Genomic DNA, 13,754 nt, shown 5'->3' with positions numbered 1-13,754 from the left:
ACAAACGAATCGTTTTGACTTTCATGTGAGCGCGATTCACACGCCTGCCGCGTTCGCGTGCCCCATGATCGCCGAGATATTGCCGATGGCCGGTTGCGCGTACCGCACCGGCGGCGCATCGGGCGGCAGCGGCGCGGGGCCGGAATCCGTCGCGTGCGCATAGACCGGCAGCGGCGGCGCACTCTGCGCGCTCGATGCGACCGGGAACAGCGGCCCGCCCACAATGCCCACGCCGATGAACGGATGCGCCTGCGCCACCGTCACGAGGCCAAGGAGTTTCACGCCCACCATCACATGTCGGATCGTCTTCATTTCTCGTCTCCCGCGCTGCGTTGTTCGTCGATGGAGGCATTCTGCGCGGCGAAAATGAGCAAAGAATGAGAGCGCGGCGGGCGTCAGACCATGTGAACTACACTTTCGAGACGTCACGATGCGTTCCACGGTCCCTTCATGCAAAGCCGATTCACCGCGATTCTCGTCGCCCTCACCGCGGCCGCGCTCTTCGGCGCGACCACGCCCATCGCGAAAGCGCTGCTCGGCCCGATGCCGCCGTTCATGGTCGCGGGCCTGTTCTATCTCGGCAGCGGCGTCGGCCTCGGCGCGATTCTGCTCGCGCGCGGAATCTGGCGCGAAAAAACCGAAGGCATGCGCGCTCGGGAAATCGCATGGCTGTGCGGCGCGATCGCGTTCGGCGGCGTCGCGGGGCCGGCCTTGCTGATGCTCGGCCTGACCAGCACGCCCGCCGCGACGAGCTCGCTCTTGCTCAATCTCGAAGGCGTGCTGACGGCGGCGATCGCGTGGATCGTCTTTCGGGAAAACGTCGATGTATCCGTGTTTCTCGGCATGGCCGCGATCGTCGCGGGCGGCGTCGTGCTCGCGTGGGAACCGGGCGCCGCCCATGCGACGACCGGCGCGATCCTGATCGCCCTGGCGTGCCTGTGCTGGGCCATCGACAACAATCTGACGCGCAAGATCTCGACCGCCGACGCAATGGTCATCGCCTGCGCGAAAGGGCTCGTCGCGGGCGCGACGAATCTCGGCATCGCATTCGCGATGGGCGCGCACTTGCCCGCGCCGCCTATCGTCATCGCCGCGATGGCGACGGGCTTCGGCGGCTACGGCGTGAGCCTCGTGCTGTTCGTGATCGCGTTACGGCATCTCGGAACGGCGCGCACCGGCGCGTACTTCTCGGTCGCGCCGGTGTTCGGCGTCGCGCTCTCCCTCGCGGTCTGGCCGCAAACGCCGGGCATGCCGTTCTGGATCGCCGCCGCGCTGATGACGCTCGGCGTGTGGCTGCACGTACGCGAACGGCACGAGCACGAGCACACGCACGAGCGCCTGGAACATACGCATCGGCATGTGCATGACGAGCATCATCGGCATACGCACGACTTTCCGTATTCCGGCGACGAACCGCACACGCATCCGCACGCGCATCTGCCGATCACGCACTCGCACGCGCACTTCCCCGACATTCACCACCGGCATTCGCACAAGCGCGGCTAGAACACCTTGCCGGGATTGAGCAGGCCGTGCGGATCGAGCGATGCCTTGATCGCGCGCATCGCCGCGATATCGGCTGCGCGGCGCGCGAGATGAAGGTATTCGCGCTTCTTCACGCCGATGCCGTGCTCCGCCGAAATCGATCCTTCGAACTCGCGCGTGACGTCGTAAATGACGGCATCGACATCGTCGTGATCCTGCTTTCCCCGGCCGGGAATATCCACGACGATGTGAATGTTGCCGTCGCCGAGATGGCCGTAGGTCATCACGATGGCGCCCGGCCAGCGCGCGCGCAGACGCGCTTCGCATTGCGCGGCCGCATCGCCGACTTGCGCGATCGAAAAGCTCACGTCGTACGCCGCGTAGTTCGGGATGAAGCGATCGTATTCGCCGGGCGCATCGCGGATCGCCCAGAAATCGCGCGCGTGCGCTTCGTTCGATGCAATGGCCGCGTCCGTCACGATGCCCGCTTCGAGCATGCCGCCGAGAAATTCCTCGAACGCTTCGCCGTGCCGCGCGGGATCGGTGCCGACGCTTTCCAGCAGCACGTAGAACGGATGCGCATCGGCGAGCGGCGCGCGCAGGTTTTTCAGATTCGCGATGACCGTATCGTGATAGCCGGCCCACATCACTTCGAACGCGGACACGCCCGGCGCGAGGCTCGCCTGCGCGCGCGTGAGCAGCGTCGTCACCGCGGCGAAATCGGGCAGGCCGCACCATGCGGTCGCGGTCGCCGTGGGCTTTGGACGCAAGCGCAGCACGACCCGCGTGATGATGGCGAGCGTGCCTTCGCTGCCGATCAGAAGATGGCGCAAGTCGTAACCGCTGTTGTTCTTGATCATCTTGTTGAGCCCGCCGACGATCTCGCCGCTCGCGAGCACCGCTTCGACGCCGAGCACCTGATCGCGCATCATCCCGTACTTGATGACGCGGTTGCCGCCCGCGTTCGTCGCGAGATTGCCGCCGATGGAACAACTGCCGCGCGCGCCGAGATCGAGCGGAAAGTAGAAGCCCGCCGCGCTCGCCGCTTCCTGCACGACTTGCAGCGGCGTGCCGGCTTCGACGGTCATCGTCCCCGAGATTGCGTCGATCTCGACGATGCGGTTCATGCGGTCGAGACTCAGGCTCACTTCGCCGCCGAGCAGATTCGCGCCGCCGACGAGTCCGGTCAATCCGCCTTGCGTGACGACCGGCTGCTTGTGCGCCGAGCAGATGGCGAGCGCCTGCGCGACTTCATTCGTATCGCGCGGACGGATGATCGCGAGCGGCGTCGCGCCGGGCATGCCGCTCCAGTCGGCGACGCGCCGGTCGCCGAATTCGTCGGGCAGCGCCACGACCTGTGCGCCGAGCGCTTCACGCAATGCCATCACTGCTTCGCTTACTGCCATGCGTCGTCTCCTTCGTTGTTTCGGTTCGGTATCGGATGCGATAGTTTGAACCAAAACGCGCGAGAATTATTGGCAACGATTCGGGAGAAACGCGACGATGGAACGGGCAGACTACGAAAGCGCGCTGGCACAACTGGTCGGCGCGGCGCAACTGGTTGCGTCGGGCGCGGATAAAGATCGGCGCGCGCAGGCGTTCGAGATGCTGGCGTTTTATCGGCTGCGTCAGGGACGAATCGGGGAAGCGGGCGCGCTCGTCACGTCGAACGACGAGCTTTTCAAGGACACGGCGATCGCCGCGCTCACGATGGCGGGCCGCAAGGAATTTCTCGCCGCCGCCGCGTTGCTCGAACAGGCGCGCGGACTATTGACGAACTGAACTACGCAAGCGCGAGGAAATTGCGCACCACCGCCGATGGATCGTCGCGCCGCGACGCCAGCGCGAGCCGCGCGCGCAAGCCTCGCGCGACGATCGGACGGTAGACGACGCCCGCGACGCGCACCTGCGTGATCGCCTTCGGCACGATCGATATGCCGAGCCCCGCCGCCACGAGCGTCACCGCCGACGCCATCTGCGGCGCGGGTTGCGCGAGACGCGGCTCGAAACCCGCCGCGGCGCATGCGGCAACGATGTCGTCGAACAGCGTGCCGCCCGCCGCGCGCGGCACTTGCACGAAGGGTTCGTCGATCAGTTCCGCCAACTCGATGCGCCGGCGCGAAGCCAGCCGATGACCGACAGGCAAGGCGACGAACATCGGCTCGTCGTCCCAGTCATGCTGCTGCACGACGTCCGCGACGCGACGCTCCGGACGAACGATGGCGACATCGAGCTGCCCCGCTTCGATCTCGTCCAGCAGCACGCCGGAAGCGGCTTCGTGCAGCGTCAGTTCCGCATCGGGATACGCTTCGCGAAATTTGCGGATCAGCGCCGACACGCGCTCGTTGAACGCCGCCGTGCCCGTGAACCCGACGCGCAAATGTCCGGTTTCACCCCGCGCCGCGCGTTGGGCCGCTCGCGCTGCGCGTTGCGCGTCGTCGAGCACGCGGCGCGCTTCGTCGGCGAACACGCGTCCGGCCAGCGTCAGTTCCGCGCCGCGCGCGGTGCGCTTGAACAACACGACATCGAGTTCCTGCTCCAGCGCTTTCACTTGCTGGGAAAGAGGCGGCTGGCCGATGCCGAGCATCTCGGCGGCCTTCGTGAAATTCGCGGTTTCGGCCACGGCCAGGAAATAACGCAGATGCCGAAGCTCCATTTTCTTGTTCCTTTTGCATGAACACGATCGAGCCAGTGCTAAAAGATATTGCCGGGCATACTTTCATATATTGGACATATGAGCGCGCATTGGCAAGAATGAATCCGGTTACTTCTCAACCGGCGACGCCCATGTCCTCCCCTTCGATTTCACCGTCGGCGACCCACGAACGCACCGCCGCGACGCGCCCGCTTCCCAGCGGCATTTCTCCTGCTTCGGCCGCGTATCGGCGCATCGCGCTCGCGCTCTTTCTCGCGGGCTTCTCGACGTTTTCGCTGCTCTATTGCGTCCAGCCGCTGCTTCCGGCGTTCGCGCGCGAGTTTCATATCGGCGCGGCGGCGAGTTCGCTGTCGCTGTCGGTTTCGACCGGATTTCTCGCGGTGTCCATTCTGTGCGCGGGCGCGTTGTCCGAGCGCGTCGGGCGGCGCGGGCTGATGTTCACATCGATGACATCGGCGGCCGTGTTCAATCTGCTGGCGGCGAGCGCGTCGAACTGGGACGCGATGCTCGTATGGCGCGCGCTCGAAGGCTTCGCGCTTGGCGGCGTGCCCGCCGTCGCCATGGCGTATCTCGCCGAAGAAATCGCAGCCGAAGGGCTCGGCTTCGCGATGGGCCTTTACGTCGGCGGCACGGCTTTCGGCGGCATGATCGGGCGGATCGGCATGAGCGCGCTCGAGGAATATTTCTCGTGGCGCACGGCGATGTGGACGATCAGCGTCATCGATCTGATCGCGGCCATCGCATTCGTGATGCTGCTGCCGCCGTCACGGCGTTTCGTCAAACGCACCGATCTCACGCTTCGGCATCATTTTCAGCTGTGGAAAGCGCAATTGCTTCACGGACTTCTGCCGCTCGTGTTCGCCATCGGCTTTCTCGCGATGGGTGCGTTCGTGACCGTGTACAACTACGCGGGATTCCGTCTTGTCGCGCCGCCGTTCAACCTGAGCGCGACCGCATGCGGCCTGATCTTCGGCGCGTATCTGTTCGGGATGGTGTCGTCGTCGACGGCGGGCGCGCTTGCCGACAGGTTCGGACGAGCGCCGGTTCTCGTCAGCGGTGTCGTGCTGTTCGCTCTGGGTCTCGCGCTGACGCTTTCGGGCGCGCTCGTGACGATCATCGTCGGCATCGTGCTCGTGACGATCGGCTTCTTCGTCACGCATTCGGTCGCGAGCGGATGGGTCGGGCAACTCGCCGGCAGTGCCAAGGGTCACGCGGCATCGCTCTATCTGCTCGCTTACTACGTCGGGTCGAGCGTGCTCGGATCGATCGGCGGATCTTTCTGGCAGCACGGCGGATGGCTGGCCGTCGTGGGCTATGTCGGCGTGTTGCTCGCGGTTTGTCTCGTGGTGGTGAGCCGCATCGTTCAGAAGCGCGACATCCGGTAGCGCTAGAACAACTCCGTTTCGAGCGGGAGCAGGTTGATCCATTTCACGGCGGTGCGCCGCTCCACGCCGTCGTCATGAATCGACCGTATCATCACGCGCTGGCCGCGCGCCTCCCCGAGAACTTCGACGATCCGGTTGCGATATCGCGCAAGCGAGCCGCGTAATGGCTTGCGCTTCCTGCTCTTGCGGGGAGAAACTGCGGGCATGGACGTGACAACGATTTATGACGGCCACATCATAACGATGCTCACGCCTGCACTCAAATATTCAACCTCCTCACTGCGGCCCGCCACACCATGCGTCGAATCACTGTCCGGACATCGCCCGTTCATGGCCGGGGCGTTTTCGCTCTCGCCGACCTTCCCACGGGCGCGCTGCTGCTCGAATACAAGGGTCTGCGCCTGTCGTGGAAGGAGGCGCAGCGCATGCACGCGAAATCGAACGCGGAAGAGGGTCATACCTTCCTCTTCGGTCTCGATGACGGCACGGTCATCGACGGCGCGCGCGGCGGCAATTCCGCGCGCTGGCTCAATCATAGTTGCGCGCCGAACTGCGAAGCGGAGCAGGACGGCGAGCGCGTGTTCATCCGCGCGATCCGGCCGATCGGCAAAGGCCAGGAGTTGTTCATCGACTATTGCCTGACCGTCGATGGCCGGCGCACCGCGGCGCTCAAGCGGCTCTATGCGTGCCGGTGTCTCGCGTCGGGTTGCCGTGGAACGATGCTTTCGCACAAATAGGGATTGCACCGCGAGACACCTGGCCTGCACATGACGGACACCTACTCCGGCGATATCGAACGCCTGCCCCGCGAGCGCATCGACGAGATGCTCACGAACGTCGCGAAGGGCGACGAACAGGCGTTCGCCGAGTTGTATCGCGCGACATCGGCGCGAGTGTTCGGCGTGATCGTGCGCATGATCCGCGATCGCGGCGAAGCCGAAGACCTGCTGCAGGAAGTGTTCGCCACGGCCTGGCGTCGCGCGGATACCTTCGATCCGGCACGCGGCAGCGCGATGACATGGCTCGTCGCGCTCGGGCGCAATCGCACGATCGACCGCATGCGTCAGCATCGCGAAGAACTGCTTGGCGAAGGCGATGCGCCCGACATCGCCGACGAAGCGCCCACGCCCGCGGCCGCGGCGGAATCGAGCGAGGAACGGCGGCGGCTCGAATCGTGTCTCGACCGGCTGGAGCCGCAGCAGAAGAGCGCGATCCGCGAGGCGTTCTTCACCGGCGCGACGTACAACGAACTGGCGCAAAGGCTCGCCGTGCCGCTCGGCACGATGAAAAGCTGGATTCGCCGCAGCCTGATGCAGCTCAAGACCTGCCTCGAACAATGAACACGCCCGCTCGCGACGACGACGATCTGCGCTGCGCCGAATATGCGCTCGGCGTGCTCGACGCGCACGAACGCGCAGCGCTCGAAGCGGACGTGTCGCGCGATCCCGCGTTGCGGCACACGCTCGATGACTGGCAGCGACGTCTTGCCCCGCTCGCCGACGATGTCCGCGCGATCGCGCCGCCGCCGCGCGTGTGGACGCGCATCCGCCGCGATCTGGGATTCATCGCGCCGCAGCCGAAACGCGAACGCTGGCGCGACAGCCTGAACGTGTGGCGCTGGCTGACGATCGGCGCGAGCGTCGCCGCGCTCGTCCTGCTCGGCGTGACCTTCACCTTGCTGCGGCAAGCCCCGCAAACGCCGACGACGGCAGCCGTCTCCGGCGAGTACATGGTCGCGTCGATCGCGCGCAAGGACGGCGTCGTGCACTGGACCGCGACCGTCGATGTGCGGCGCGCGCGCATGGTCGTCGTGCCCGCGTCGCACGTCACGATCCCCGCGAATCGCGCGACGGAACTGTGGCTGATTCCGCCGAACGCGAAGCCGATTGCCCTCGGCGTCTTCCCGCCCGATCGTCCCGCGACGATGACGCTGCCGCCCGAGATCGTCGCGCAACTCAGCGCGCAGGCCGTGCTCGCCGTATCCGACGAACCCCCCGGCGGCTCGCCGACGGGCGCCCCGACCGGACCCGTGCTCGCAACCGGCCAGATGCGTTCGACCTGACGATCGATCGCATCGCGACTCTCGCATAGCGAACGTCCATCTTTCGTTCGCTGCATCCAATCGCACTCGGCATCCGTATGACTCGGTGAACGCCTGTTCGCGGAGCCGCCATGCCTTTCATCGTCACCGTGCTCGTCGTCGTCAGCGGATTCGTGCTGGTCTTTTTTGCCGCGTGGCTCTGGCAGTTGCGCACGGAAAACGCGGGCATGGTCGATCCGCTCTGGGCCGCTTCGCTCGGCGCGGCCGCGCTCGTCATCGCCGCGTGCGGGACAGGCGCGACGGTCAATCGCGTATGCGTCGCGGCGGGCGGCGGGCTCTGGAGCGCGCGGCTCGCGCGGCATCTGTGGCGGCGCAATCGCGGCAAGCCGGAAGACACGCGCTATCGCGCGTTTCGCGAACGCTGGGGCGAACACGCCGCGCGCAACATGCTCGGCTTCTTCCAGTTGCAGGCGTTCATTTCGATGCTGCTTGCCATCGCGTTCTTCGTGCCCGCCTATGCGCGCGAGGCGGCGAGTCCGCTGTGCATCGCGGGATTCGCCGCCGTGTGGATCGTCGCGGTCGCGGGCGAAGCGGCGGCCGATCGTCAACTCAAGCGCTTCGCCGCCGATCCCGCGCATCGCGGAAAAGTGTGCCGCGATGGCTGGTGGCGCTATTCGCGTCATCCGAATTACTTCTTGGAATGCGTGCATTGGCTCGCGTACGCGGTGCTCTCGATCGGCATGCCGTGGGGCTGGGCGACGCTCGCGCCGCCCGTGCTGATGGCGTGGCTGCTGCTGAAGGTATCGGGCATTCCGATTCTCGAAGCGCATCTCGCCGATACGCGCGACGGCTATCGCGACTACATGCGAACGACGAGCGCGCTGATTCCGTGGCCGCGTAAACGCGCATGAACAAAGCAAGGACACGCCGATGAACATCACCGCCCGCGATACCTCATCCGCGCCCGCCGCACCCGCCGACATGCCCGCGCTCGACGAAAGCCGCATCATTCGCGCGTGCGAGCGCGGCCTCGTGCCTGATGCGCTCGTGCGCGCCGGCATGCGCCTGCTGATCCGTCAGCGTCTCATCGACGAATATGCGAACGACAACGCACAACGCACGCAGGCGTTCGAGCGCTTTCTGAACGAACTGCGCGCGAGCCCGATCGCGATCGATACGCACGCCGCCAACGCGCAGCATTACGAGCTGCCCGATGCGTTCTTCGAAGCGCACCTCGGCCCGCGCCTGAAGTACTCGTGCGGTCTGTACCCGCTCGGCGACGAAACGCTCGCGCAATCCGAACTCGCGATGCTCGAACGCTATGCCGAGCGCGCGCAACTCGCCGATGGTCAACGCATCCTCGATCTCGGCTGCGGCTGGGGCTCGCTCGCGCTGTGGATGGCGGAGCGTTATCCGCGCGCGCAAATCGTCGCGCTGTCTAATTCGGGCGGGCAACGCGCGTTCATCGAAGCGCGGGCGCGGCAGCGCGGCCTTCGCAACTTGCGCGTCGTGACGGGCGATGTCGTCGATTTCGATTTCGCGCACGACGAGACGCCGTTCGATCGCATTCTGTCGATCGAAATGTTCGAGCACATGAAGCATTACGGCCTGTTGCTCGCGAAGATCGCGCGCTGGCTCGCCGATGATGGACGACTTTTTGTCCACCACTTCGCGCACGCGACGCTTGCGTATCACTTCACATCGCGCGACGGCGGCGACTGGATGTCGCGCTATTTCTTCACCGGCGGCACGATGCCATCCGCGTCCTTGCTGCTGCACTTTCAGGACGATTTGCGCGTCACGCGTCATTGGTGGATGAACGGCACGCACTACGCGCGCACGGCGAATCAATGGCTCGCGAATCTCGATGCCGCTCGCGATCGCGTCATGCCGATGCTGCGCGACGTCTATGGCGATGCGGCCGCCATCTGGTTTCAGCGCTGGCGCATGTTCTACATGGCGGTGGCCGAGTTGTTCGGCTACGCGCGCGGCCGCGAATGGGGCGTCGCGCACTATCTGTTCGAGAAGCGTCCGATAAAGGTGATGTCATGACAAACACGAAGCGGGCGCTCATCGTGGCGCTGGTGGCGGCCGGCGTCGTCGTGGCGGTGGCGAGCTGTTCGAGTCCGCCGAATCCGAATCCGCGAGCGAACCGACCGCTCGAAACCGTTGCCGTGGACGTGCCGCGCTACATGGGGCGCTGGTATGTCATCGCGAATATTCCGTACTTCGCGGAACGCGATTTCGTGGGCACGCATGTCGAATGGTCGCTGCGCGCGGACGGAAAAATCGACGACGTCTTTTTCGGCCGCAAGAACGGCTTCGAGCAAGAGGAAACGACGCATCGTTTCGTCGATACCGTGAAGCCCGGCAGCAACGGCGGCGAATGGAGCGTGCAACTCTTCTGGCCGATACGCGTGACGCAACTCACGCTCTACGTCGATCCGGATTATCGCTACACGATCCTCGGCTATCCGAACAGAAAGCTCGGCTGGATCTTCTCGCGCGAGCCGGCGATGAGCGACGACATCTATCGCTCGATGCTCGCGCGCCTCGACGCGATGGGCTACGACACCGCGCGTTTTAGCCGCGTGCCGCAATCGCCGGAGCAGATCGGTCAGCCGGGATTCCAAAGTCCCGGTCAGCGCGACTGAAGCAGCGCGGCGCGCGTGCATCCGCGCGCGCGTCTTTCTCGTATTTGATCTCGCACTCGTCTGGAACAGCCACGTCCACGCGGCGCGAGGAGACCTTTTGGCGCGAGGAGACCGCCCGTCATGGAATCATCGACAAAAGAAAGACAGCAGCGCATCGCGGTGATCGGCGCGGGGATCGCCGGTCTCGCGAGCGCGTATCTGCTCTCGCGCGCGCATCGCGTGACGCTTTTCGAAGCCGCCGATTATCTCGGCGGCCATACGCATACCGTCGATGTCGCGCTCGACGGCGTGCAGCATCCCGTCGATACGGGCTTTCTCGTGTTCAACGACCGAACGTATCCCAATCTCATCGCGCTGTTCGATGAACTCGGCGTCGCGGCGCATCGCAGCGACATGACGTTTTCCGTTTCGCTCGACGGCGGACGCTTCGAATGGGCGGGCACAAACCTCAACACCGTGTTCGCGCAGCGGCGCAATCTCTTCTCGCCGTCGTTCATCGGCATGCTGGGCGACATTCTGCGCTTCAATGCATCGGCTCATAGGCAGCTCGAACGCGTGAGCGCGACGCGCTGCTCGGTCGGCGAACTGCTCGTCGAGGGCGGATACGGCGCGCCGTTTCAGCGCCACTATCTTCTGCCGATGGCCGCGGCGATCTGGTCGAGCGCCGCGCACGACATCCTGCGCTTTCCCGCCGCCACGTTCCTGCGCTTCTGTCTCAATCACGCGCTATTGCAGGTGAACGGCCGGCCGCCGTGGAAGACCGTCGCGGGCGGCGCGCGCGAGTATGTGCGGCGCATCGCGGCCACGCTCGACGACGTACGCACGCGCGCGCCCGTGCGAGGCGTGCGCCGCGACGACAACGGCGTCACCGTGATGACCGACGATGCCGGTCCCGAGCGCTTCGATGCCGTCGTGCTCGCGACGCACGCACCGACGAGCCTGCGCCTCATCGACGACGCATCCGCCGATGAGCGCGCAGTGCTCGGCGCCGTGCGGTATCAGCGCAACATCGCGGTGCTGCATACGGATTGCGCGCTCTTGCCGCGCCGCCGCCGCGTGTGGTCGGCCTGGAACTACATCGGCGCGCGTGCGGCGCTTGCGCGCGACGCGGCCGCGCCCGTCTGCGTGAGCTATCTGCTCAATCAGCTTCAGCCGCTTCCTTTCAGGATGCCGGTCATCGTCACGCTCAATCCCGTCGATGAACCCGCGCCTCGCACGCAACTCGGCCGCTACGAATACGAACATCCGCTCTTCGATCTCGCCGCCATCGATGCTCAGGCGCGTCTGCCGCGCATTCAGGGCGTGCGCCGGACGTGGCACGCGGGCGCGTGGACCGGCTACGGCTTTCACGAAGACGGCCTGAAATCGGCGTTGCGCGTCGCGCGCGATTTCGGCGTCCAGCCGGCATGGGCGCGACCATGAAGACGGCGCAATGGCTGACGGGCCGCGTGATGCACGAGCGGCTGCGTCCGGCGCGGCATCGCTTCGAGTATCCGGTGCGCTACGTGCGTTGCGACGTCGCGCGTCTCGACGCGTTGCGCTGTGCGTGGTTCGGCATCGACCGCATTCGGCCGCTCGCGCTGTTTCGATGCGATTACGGCGCGCGCGAACACTGCGATCTCGATCTATGGATGCGCGCGTGCCTCGCGCAGTCGCGCATTCCCGCCGACGGCGAAATCCATCTTCTGACGATTCCGCGCGTCTTCGGCTACGCGTTCAATCCGGTGAGCTTCTGGTTCTGTCATGACCGCGCAGGCGCGTTGCGCGCGCTTTACGCCGATGTGCGCAACACCTTCGGCGAGCATCGCGGCTATATGCTGAGCGCGCAGGATCATGCGCCGATCGTCGAAGACACCGTGCTCGTCTGCCGCAAGACGCTGCACGTTTCGCCCTTTTGCGATGTCGCCGGCGACTACGCGTTTCGCGTGCGGCAGCGTGGCGACCGCTTGAGCATCTCGATCGATTATCGCGACCGCGACGGGCTGCTGCTGCGCACCGCGATCGGTCTCGTCGCGCGGCCGCTCACCGGCGCGCTCGCGTGTCGCACGCTCTTGTGCGCGCCGCTCTTCGCCGCGGGCGTCATTGCGCGCATTCACTGGCAGGCGCTGCGGCTGTGGATGAAGCGCGTGCCTTTTTACGGCAAGCATCCACCGACGAGGGACGAGACGGGACCATGAACCTGCTGCGATCTTTCTCCGCGACATCGGCGATGCCGATGTCCGCGCGGATCTTTCTCGGCCTTCTGCGTCGCATCAGCGTCGGACATCTCGTGCTCGTCATGCCGGATGGCGGGCGCTCTGTGTTCGGCGATCCGCTGATGCAACCAGCCGCGCTTCTTTTCATCCGCGACTGGCGCGCGTGCCGGGCGATTCTGCGCGCGGGCGACATCGGCTTCGCGCGGGCGTATCGGGCGAAATGGCTCGATACGCCCGATCCGTGCGCCCTGCTGCGGCTCGCGATCCGCAACGAGACGGCGCTCGCGCGCACGGTCGCGGGCGGCTTTGTCGCGCGGTGCTGGCACAACGTGCGGCATCGTCTGCGCCTGAACACGCGCGCGGGGAGCCGCCGCAACATTCACGCGCATTACGACATCGGCAACGCGTTCTACGGGCTCTGGCTCGATCCGACGTGGACGTATTCGAGCGCATGGTTCGATGGCGACGCCGGTCTTCCGCTCGAAGCGGCGCAGGAACGGAAGTATCGGCGCATCGTCGATACGCTCGGACTCACGGCGGGGATGCGCGTGCTGGAGATCGGCTGCGGCTGGGGCGCCTTCGCGCGGCACGCGGCGCGTCTCGGCATACGCGTGCACGGCGTGACCGTTTCGACCGCGCAGCATGCGTTCGCCGTGGAACGCGTAGCGCGCGAAGGTTTGAGCGGGCTTGTCGATATCGAACTGCGCGACTATCGCGATGTGTATGGACAGTACGACGCGGTGGTGTCGATCGAAATGTTCGAAGCCGTGGGCGAACGGTTCTGGCCGGCGTATTTCCGCGTGCTGCGCCGCTGTCTCGCGCCGGGCGCGAAGGCGCTCGTGCAGTCGATCACCGTCGACGATGCGCGCTTTGCCGCGTATCGCGCGTCCAGTGACTTCATCCGCGAGACGATCTTTCCGGGCGGCATGCTGCCGAGCCCGGAGCGCTTCGCACGCGCGGCGCGGCGCGCGGGGCTCGATGCACGCGCGACGCTTTCGTTCGGCGCGGATTACGCAAGGACGCTGAGGTGTTGGCGAGACGCGTTCGAGATGCACGCCGATGCAGTCCGCGCGCAAGGATTCGATGAAGCCTTCGTGCGGACGTGGCGGCTGTATCTGGCTTATTGCGAAGCGGGCTTCGACGAGGCGCGCACCGATGTCATGCACTTTGTGGTGTGGGGGGAGGGGTGAGGACGTCGATCGGGCGAAAAAAAGCCCCGACCCTGTCGGGGCAAAGGTACGAGACCACCTTGTAGCGTTGCAGCTACCCGGCGAGCATAGGCGACTGCGCGCGCACTTCCCACCAGTAAAGTCCGAAACCTCACGCGCGACTTCAGAA

Annotated in this window: 15 protein-coding genes; 12 read left to right on the top strand and 3 right to left on the bottom strand. The window is 65.7% G+C overall.

Annotation, left to right across the window (positions count from 1 at the left end; all coding sequences use genetic code 11):
- Positions 1 to 36 precede the first annotated feature (36 nt).
- Complete coding sequence (locus LDZ23_RS24350) at positions 37 to 312, bottom strand: hypothetical protein (RefSeq protein WP_008347233.1); 276 nt, start codon at positions 310 to 312, stop codon at positions 37 to 39.
- 138 nt (positions 313 to 450) lie between these two features.
- Here LDZ23_RS24350 and LDZ23_RS24345 point away from each other — a divergent pair, with 138 nt between their 5' ends.
- Positions 451 to 1,506, top strand: coding sequence for a DMT family transporter (locus LDZ23_RS24345; RefSeq protein ID WP_008347231.1), 1,056 nt, complete (start codon positions 451 to 453; stop codon positions 1,504 to 1,506).
- Here LDZ23_RS24345 and LDZ23_RS24340 read toward each other — a convergent pair.
- Positions 1,503 to 2,891 (bottom strand): FAD-binding oxidoreductase, encoded by a 1,389-nt coding sequence (locus LDZ23_RS24340; RefSeq protein ID WP_008347229.1) that lies wholly within the window; start codon positions 2,889 to 2,891, stop codon positions 1,503 to 1,505. The two genes, LDZ23_RS24345 and LDZ23_RS24340, sit on opposite strands and share 4 nt — an antisense overlap.
- 97 nt (positions 2,892 to 2,988) lie before the next feature.
- On the opposite strand from LDZ23_RS24340, the gene LDZ23_RS24335 reads away from it, so the two are divergent.
- Positions 2,989 to 3,267, top strand: coding sequence for a hypothetical protein (locus LDZ23_RS24335; protein WP_008347227.1), 279 nt, complete (start codon positions 2,989 to 2,991; stop codon positions 3,265 to 3,267).
- A gap of 1 nt (position 3,268) precedes the next feature.
- On the opposite strand, the gene LDZ23_RS24330 is transcribed toward LDZ23_RS24335, so the two are convergent.
- Positions 3,269 to 4,141 carry a LysR family transcriptional regulator gene (locus tag LDZ23_RS24330; protein ID WP_008347225.1) on the bottom strand — a complete coding sequence of 291 codons (873 nt, stop codon included), beginning with the start codon at positions 4,139 to 4,141 and terminating at the stop codon, positions 3,269 to 3,271.
- 131 nt (positions 4,142 to 4,272) lie between these two features.
- On the opposite strand from LDZ23_RS24330, the gene LDZ23_RS24325 reads away from it, so the two are divergent.
- From LDZ23_RS24325 to LDZ23_RS24280, 10 genes are all read left to right on the top strand, one after another.
- A complete protein-coding gene (locus LDZ23_RS24325) occupies positions 4,273 to 5,526 on the top strand; it encodes an MFS transporter (protein ID WP_008347223.1) in 1,254 nt (417 codons plus the stop codon).
- A 296-nt stretch (positions 5,527 to 5,822) separates the two neighbouring features.
- Positions 5,823 to 6,263, top strand: a complete 441-nt coding sequence (locus LDZ23_RS24320) for an SET domain-containing protein (protein WP_008347218.1) — start codon at positions 5,823 to 5,825, stop codon at positions 6,261 to 6,263.
- Positions 6,264 to 6,293: 30 nt separating this feature from the next.
- Positions 6,294 to 6,866 carry a sigma-70 family RNA polymerase sigma factor gene (locus tag LDZ23_RS24315; RefSeq protein WP_008347216.1) on the top strand — a complete coding sequence of 191 codons (573 nt, stop codon included), beginning with the start codon at positions 6,294 to 6,296 and terminating at the stop codon, positions 6,864 to 6,866.
- Positions 6,863 to 7,588, top strand: a complete 726-nt coding sequence (locus LDZ23_RS24310; RefSeq protein WP_008347214.1) for an anti-sigma factor — start codon at positions 6,863 to 6,865, stop codon at positions 7,586 to 7,588. The genes LDZ23_RS24315 and LDZ23_RS24310 overlap by 4 nt, the downstream gene beginning before the upstream one ends.
- Before the next feature lie 110 nt (positions 7,589 to 7,698).
- Positions 7,699 to 8,478 (top strand): DUF1295 domain-containing protein, encoded by a 780-nt coding sequence (locus LDZ23_RS24305; protein ID WP_008347212.1) that lies wholly within the window; start codon positions 7,699 to 7,701, stop codon positions 8,476 to 8,478.
- Positions 8,479 to 8,497: 19 nt separating this feature from the next.
- Positions 8,498 to 9,619, top strand: a complete 1,122-nt coding sequence (locus LDZ23_RS24300; protein ID WP_008347208.1) for an SAM-dependent methyltransferase — start codon at positions 8,498 to 8,500, stop codon at positions 9,617 to 9,619.
- Positions 9,616 to 10,221, top strand: a complete 606-nt coding sequence (locus LDZ23_RS24295) for a lipocalin family protein (RefSeq protein ID WP_008347205.1) — start codon at positions 9,616 to 9,618, stop codon at positions 10,219 to 10,221. Before LDZ23_RS24300 ends, LDZ23_RS24295 begins: the two co-directional genes overlap by 4 nt.
- A 120-nt stretch (positions 10,222 to 10,341) precedes the next feature.
- The gene (locus LDZ23_RS24290) at positions 10,342 to 11,643 is read left to right on the top strand and encodes an NAD(P)/FAD-dependent oxidoreductase (protein ID WP_008347203.1); all 1,302 of its coding nucleotides are present in this window, start codon (positions 10,342 to 10,344) and stop codon (positions 11,641 to 11,643) included.
- Positions 11,628 to 12,398: a DUF1365 domain-containing protein gene (locus tag LDZ23_RS24285; protein ID WP_008347202.1), complete on the top strand. Its 771-nt coding sequence runs from the start codon at positions 11,628 to 11,630 to the stop codon at positions 12,396 to 12,398. The genes LDZ23_RS24290 and LDZ23_RS24285 overlap by 16 nt, the downstream gene beginning before the upstream one ends.
- Entirely contained in the window at positions 12,395 to 13,606 is a 1,212-nt protein-coding gene (locus LDZ23_RS24280; protein ID WP_008347200.1) for an SAM-dependent methyltransferase, read from the top strand. The genes LDZ23_RS24285 and LDZ23_RS24280 overlap by 4 nt, the downstream gene beginning before the upstream one ends.
- The last annotated feature ends 148 nt before the right edge of the window (positions 13,607 to 13,754 follow it).

This window comes from Caballeronia zhejiangensis (assembly GCF_022879815.1).
Lineage (GTDB): Bacteria > Pseudomonadota > Gammaproteobacteria > Burkholderiales > Burkholderiaceae > Caballeronia > Caballeronia zhejiangensis.
Note: the sequence above shows the minus strand (reverse complement) of the source record. Positions and strands in the feature narration are given on the sequence as shown.

What these genes read in the sequence shown, in the direction of transcription:
- LDZ23_RS24340 (WP_008347229.1), bottom strand. Translation starts at nt 2,891, where the DNA reads ATGGCAGTAAGCGAAGCAGTGATGGCATTGCGTGAAGCGCTCGGCGCA.
- LDZ23_RS24305 (WP_008347212.1), top strand. Translation starts at nt 7,699, where the DNA reads ATGCCTTTCATCGTCACCGTGCTCGTCGTCGTCAGCGGATTCGTGCTG.
- LDZ23_RS24325 (WP_008347223.1), top strand. Translation starts at nt 4,273, where the DNA reads ATGTCCTCCCCTTCGATTTCACCGTCGGCGACCCACGAACGCACCGCC.
- LDZ23_RS24290 (WP_008347203.1), top strand. Translation starts at nt 10,342, where the DNA reads ATGGAATCATCGACAAAAGAAAGACAGCAGCGCATCGCGGTGATCGGC.
- LDZ23_RS24300 (WP_008347208.1), top strand. Translation starts at nt 8,498, where the DNA reads ATGAACATCACCGCCCGCGATACCTCATCCGCGCCCGCCGCACCCGCC.
- LDZ23_RS24295 (WP_008347205.1), top strand. Translation starts at nt 9,616, where the DNA reads ATGACAAACACGAAGCGGGCGCTCATCGTGGCGCTGGTGGCGGCCGGC.
- LDZ23_RS24330 (WP_008347225.1), bottom strand. Translation starts at nt 4,141, where the DNA reads ATGGAGCTTCGGCATCTGCGTTATTTCCTGGCCGTGGCCGAAACCGCG.
- LDZ23_RS24345 (WP_008347231.1), top strand. Translation starts at nt 451, where the DNA reads ATGCAAAGCCGATTCACCGCGATTCTCGTCGCCCTCACCGCGGCCGCG.
- LDZ23_RS24335 (WP_008347227.1), top strand. Translation starts at nt 2,989, where the DNA reads ATGGAACGGGCAGACTACGAAAGCGCGCTGGCACAACTGGTCGGCGCG.
- LDZ23_RS24310 (WP_008347214.1), top strand. Translation starts at nt 6,863, where the DNA reads ATGAACACGCCCGCTCGCGACGACGACGATCTGCGCTGCGCCGAATAT.
- LDZ23_RS24280 (WP_008347200.1), top strand. Translation starts at nt 12,395, where the DNA reads ATGAACCTGCTGCGATCTTTCTCCGCGACATCGGCGATGCCGATGTCC.
- LDZ23_RS24350 (WP_008347233.1), bottom strand. Translation starts at nt 312, where the DNA reads ATGAAGACGATCCGACATGTGATGGTGGGCGTGAAACTCCTTGGCCTC.
- LDZ23_RS24320 (WP_008347218.1), top strand. Translation starts at nt 5,823, where the DNA reads ATGCGTCGAATCACTGTCCGGACATCGCCCGTTCATGGCCGGGGCGTT.
- LDZ23_RS24285 (WP_008347202.1), top strand. Translation starts at nt 11,628, where the DNA reads ATGGGCGCGACCATGAAGACGGCGCAATGGCTGACGGGCCGCGTGATG.
- LDZ23_RS24315 (WP_008347216.1), top strand. Translation starts at nt 6,294, where the DNA reads ATGACGGACACCTACTCCGGCGATATCGAACGCCTGCCCCGCGAGCGC.